Source organism: Mesorhizobium sp. M7A.F.Ca.CA.004.06.1.1 (genome assembly GCF_003999135.1).
In the GTDB taxonomy this organism is placed as follows: Bacteria; Pseudomonadota; Alphaproteobacteria; order Rhizobiales; family Rhizobiaceae; genus Mesorhizobium.
In genome coordinates this window covers 1-3,176 of sequence record NZ_RZPQ01000688.1, presented here as the reverse complement: position 1 = coordinate 3,176, position 3,176 = coordinate 1, and the positions used below count along the sequence as shown (strand labels likewise).

Here is a 3,176-nt window from a genome sequence, read left to right as displayed (position 1 = left end):
TGCCCTTCCCGCCGATTGCGTCTATTTCGGCGAAATCAGCCTTTCGGGCGCCGTGAGGCCGGTTGCGCATGCGCAACAGCGCCTCAAGGAAGCCGAAAAGCTGGGTTTTGGAAGCGCGGTTCTGCCTTCGGGCAGCGGGGAACTGGCCGGGGGGATCGGGTCCGGTTCTTTCCAGCCGACCGAGCTTGCCGACCTCGTGGCACGCATAGCCGGCTCACGCCGAAGCCGCGTGGACGAAGAAGATTAGAGCATCGGACTCAGAGCCCGATGTTCCGCGCTATAATGCGGCTCATGGAGTGGGGCGAAAGACATGCCGATTACGCTGCTTGACGGAATTCTCGTCGGCTTCACTCTGGTCTCGGCGATGCTCGCCATGGTTCGCGGCTTTTCGCGCGAAGTCCTGTCCGTCGTCTCCTGGGCAGCGGCGGCAGCGGCGGCGTTCTTCTTCTACAAGCCGGTTGTGCCTTACCTCGCGCCCTACATCGAGAATGAAAAGATCGCCATGGCGGCCGCCGCCGGCGTCGTCTTCATCGTCGCGCTGATCGTCGTATCGGTCATCACCATGAAGCTCGCCGACTGGATCATCGATTCGCGGATCGGCGCGCTCGACCGTACGCTCGGTTTCCTCTACGGCGCCGCGCGCGGCATCCTGGTCGTCGCCGTCGCACTGCTGTTCTTCAACTGGCTGGCTGGCGCCAAGGCACCGGCCTGGGTCACGGAGGCCAAGTCGCGGCCGCTGCTGGAGCAGATCGGCGCCAAGCTCGAAAGCCTGCTGCCCGAGGATCCGGAAAACGCGATTCTCAAGAAGCTCAATCCGAATCAGCCGGCCGCCGAGACGCCAGCTGCTCCGGACGCACCGGCCGCGGATGCTCCGGCGGGCGGCGACGATGCCAACACGCCAGCGCCTGACGACAATGACGCAACACCTCCGGCCAACAACGCTCCGGCACCGGCGGCGCCGGCAAACTGACGCCGAAAACGGCGTCAGGATCCGACGATGGTGTGAACGACCGCACGGCCCGCGTTGCTTTCGGCGCGAACCCGCATTATATGGCGATTTTAGCGGAGCTTAAGATGGCAGACGCAGACGACGTGCTTTCCGCCGAGGCCGACGACCATTTCCACGACGAATGCGGTGTGTTCGGCATTTTCGGCCGGCAGGACGCCGCGGCCATCGTCACACTGGGCCTGCATGCGCTGCAGCATCGCGGCCAGGAAGCGGCAGGCATCGTTTCCTATGACGGCAGCCAGTTCCATGTCGAACGCCATGTCGGCCTGATCGGCGACACCTTCACCAAGCAGCGCGTCATCGACAGCCTGCAAGGCAACCGCGCCATCGGCCATACGCGCTACGCCACGACTGGCGGCGCCGGCATGCGCAACATCCAGCCCTTTTTCGCCGAATTGGCCGATGGCGGCTTCGCCGTCGCCCACAACGGCAATCTGACCAACGCCATGACCGTGCAGCGCGCGCTGCAGAAGCAAGGCGCGATCTTCTCCTCCACCTCCGACACCGAGACGCTTTTGCATCTCGTCGCCACCAGCAAGGAGCGCGATTTGAACTCGCGCTTCATCGATGCGGTGCGACAGGTCGAGGGTGCGTTTTCGCTGGTGGCGATGACGGCCAAGAAGATGATCGGCTGCCGCGATCCGCTCGGCATCCGGCCGCTGGTGCTCGGCGATCTCGACGGCGCCTGGATCCTGGCCTCCGAAACGTGCGCGCTCGACATCATCGGCGCGCGTTTCGTTCGCGACCTGAAGCCCGGCGAGATGGTCGTCGTCACGTCCAAGGGCATCGAGAGCCTGTTCCCCTTCGAGCCGCAGAAGACCCGCTTCTGCATCTTCGAATATGTCTATTTCGCGCGGCCGGATTCCTCGGTGGAAGGCCGCAACGTCTATGAGGTGCGCAAGCGCATCGGCGCCGAGCTGGCGGTTGAAAGCCCGGTCGAGGCGGACATCGTCGTGCCGGTGCCGGATTCGGGCACGCCGGCGGCGATCGGCTTCAGCCAGGCCGCAGGCATTCCCTTCGAACTCGGCATCATCCGCAATCATTATGTCGGCCGCACCTTCATTCAGCCGGGCGATTCGATCCGCCACATGGGCGTCAAACTGAAGCACAATGCCAACCGCCGCATGATCGAGGGCAAGCGCGTGGTGCTGGTCGACGACAGTATCGTGCGCGGCACCACCAGCCAGAAGATCGTGCAGATGGTGCGCGACGCCGGCGCCAAGGAGGTGCATATGCGCATCGCCTCACCGCCGACACGCGCCTCCTGTTTCTACGGTGTCGACACGCCGGAGAAATCGAAGCTCCTGGCATCGCGCATGTCGATCGAGGAGATGGCCGAGTTCATTCGCGTCGATTCGCTCGGCTTCCTCACCATTGACGGGCTCTACCGCGCGGTCGGCGAGGCCAGCCGCGACAACGACCAGCCGCAATTCTGCGATGCCTGCTTCACCGGCCAGTATCCGACCCGCCTGCTCGACTTCGAAGGCCACGACAATGTGCGCACGCTGTCGCTGCTGGCGACGAGCGGGACGTAGGCGGGACCGTCATCAGCGTTAGTCAAATTCCCGGAATCCATCGCATGACCCTTGACCTTTCCGGCCGCGTTGCGGTCGTCACCGGCGCCTCGCGCGGGATCGGCTATTTCATTGCCAAGGAATTGGCTGCAGCCGGCGCGCATGTCATTGCGGTGGCGCGCACTGTCGGAGGACTGGAAGAGCTCGACGATCAGATCAAGGCGGCCGGCGGCCAGGCGACACTGGTGCCGCTCGACCTCGCCGACATGGCCGGTATCGACCGCCTGGGCGGCGCCATCCACGAACGCTGGGGCAAGCTCGACATTCTCGTCGCCAATGCCGGCGTGCTCGGCGTCATCTCGCCGATCGGTCATGTCGAAGCAAAAACCTTCGAGAAGGTGATGACCATCAACGTCACCTCGACCTGGCGGCTGATCCGCTCCGTCGACCCCCTGCTGCGGCTCTCCGACGCTGGACGAGCGATCATCCTGTCTTCCAACGCAGCGCACTCGGCGCGTGCCTTCTGGGCACCCTACGCGGCGTCCAAGGCCGCGGTGGAGACGATGATGCGCTCCTGGGCGCATGAGACGCAGAGCCTGCCGCTCCGGGTCAATGCCGCCGACCCCGGCGCCACCCGCACCGCCATGCGTGCA

Annotated in this window: 3 protein-coding genes and 1 pseudogene; all 4 read left to right on the top strand. The window is 64.7% G+C overall.

Annotated elements, in window-relative coordinates; all coding sequences use genetic code 11:
• Positions 1-247 (top strand): annotated as a pseudogene (locus tag EN906_RS28375) (DNA repair protein RadA); the annotation flags it as partial.
• A gap of 63 nt (positions 248-310) precedes the next feature.
• The gene (locus tag EN906_RS28370; protein ID WP_127267853.1) at positions 311-970 is read left to right on the top strand and encodes a CvpA family protein; all 660 of its coding nucleotides are present in this window, start codon (positions 311-313) and stop codon (positions 968-970) included.
• 104 nt (positions 971-1,074) lie between these two features.
• A complete protein-coding gene (gene purF / locus EN906_RS28365; protein ID WP_013532528.1) occupies positions 1,075-2,544 on the top strand; it encodes an amidophosphoribosyltransferase in 1,470 nt (489 codons plus the stop codon).
• 44 nt (positions 2,545-2,588) lie between these two features.
• On the top strand, positions 2,589-3,176 hold a 588-nt coding region (locus EN906_RS28360), incomplete at its 3' end, for an SDR family NAD(P)-dependent oxidoreductase (protein ID WP_127375533.1).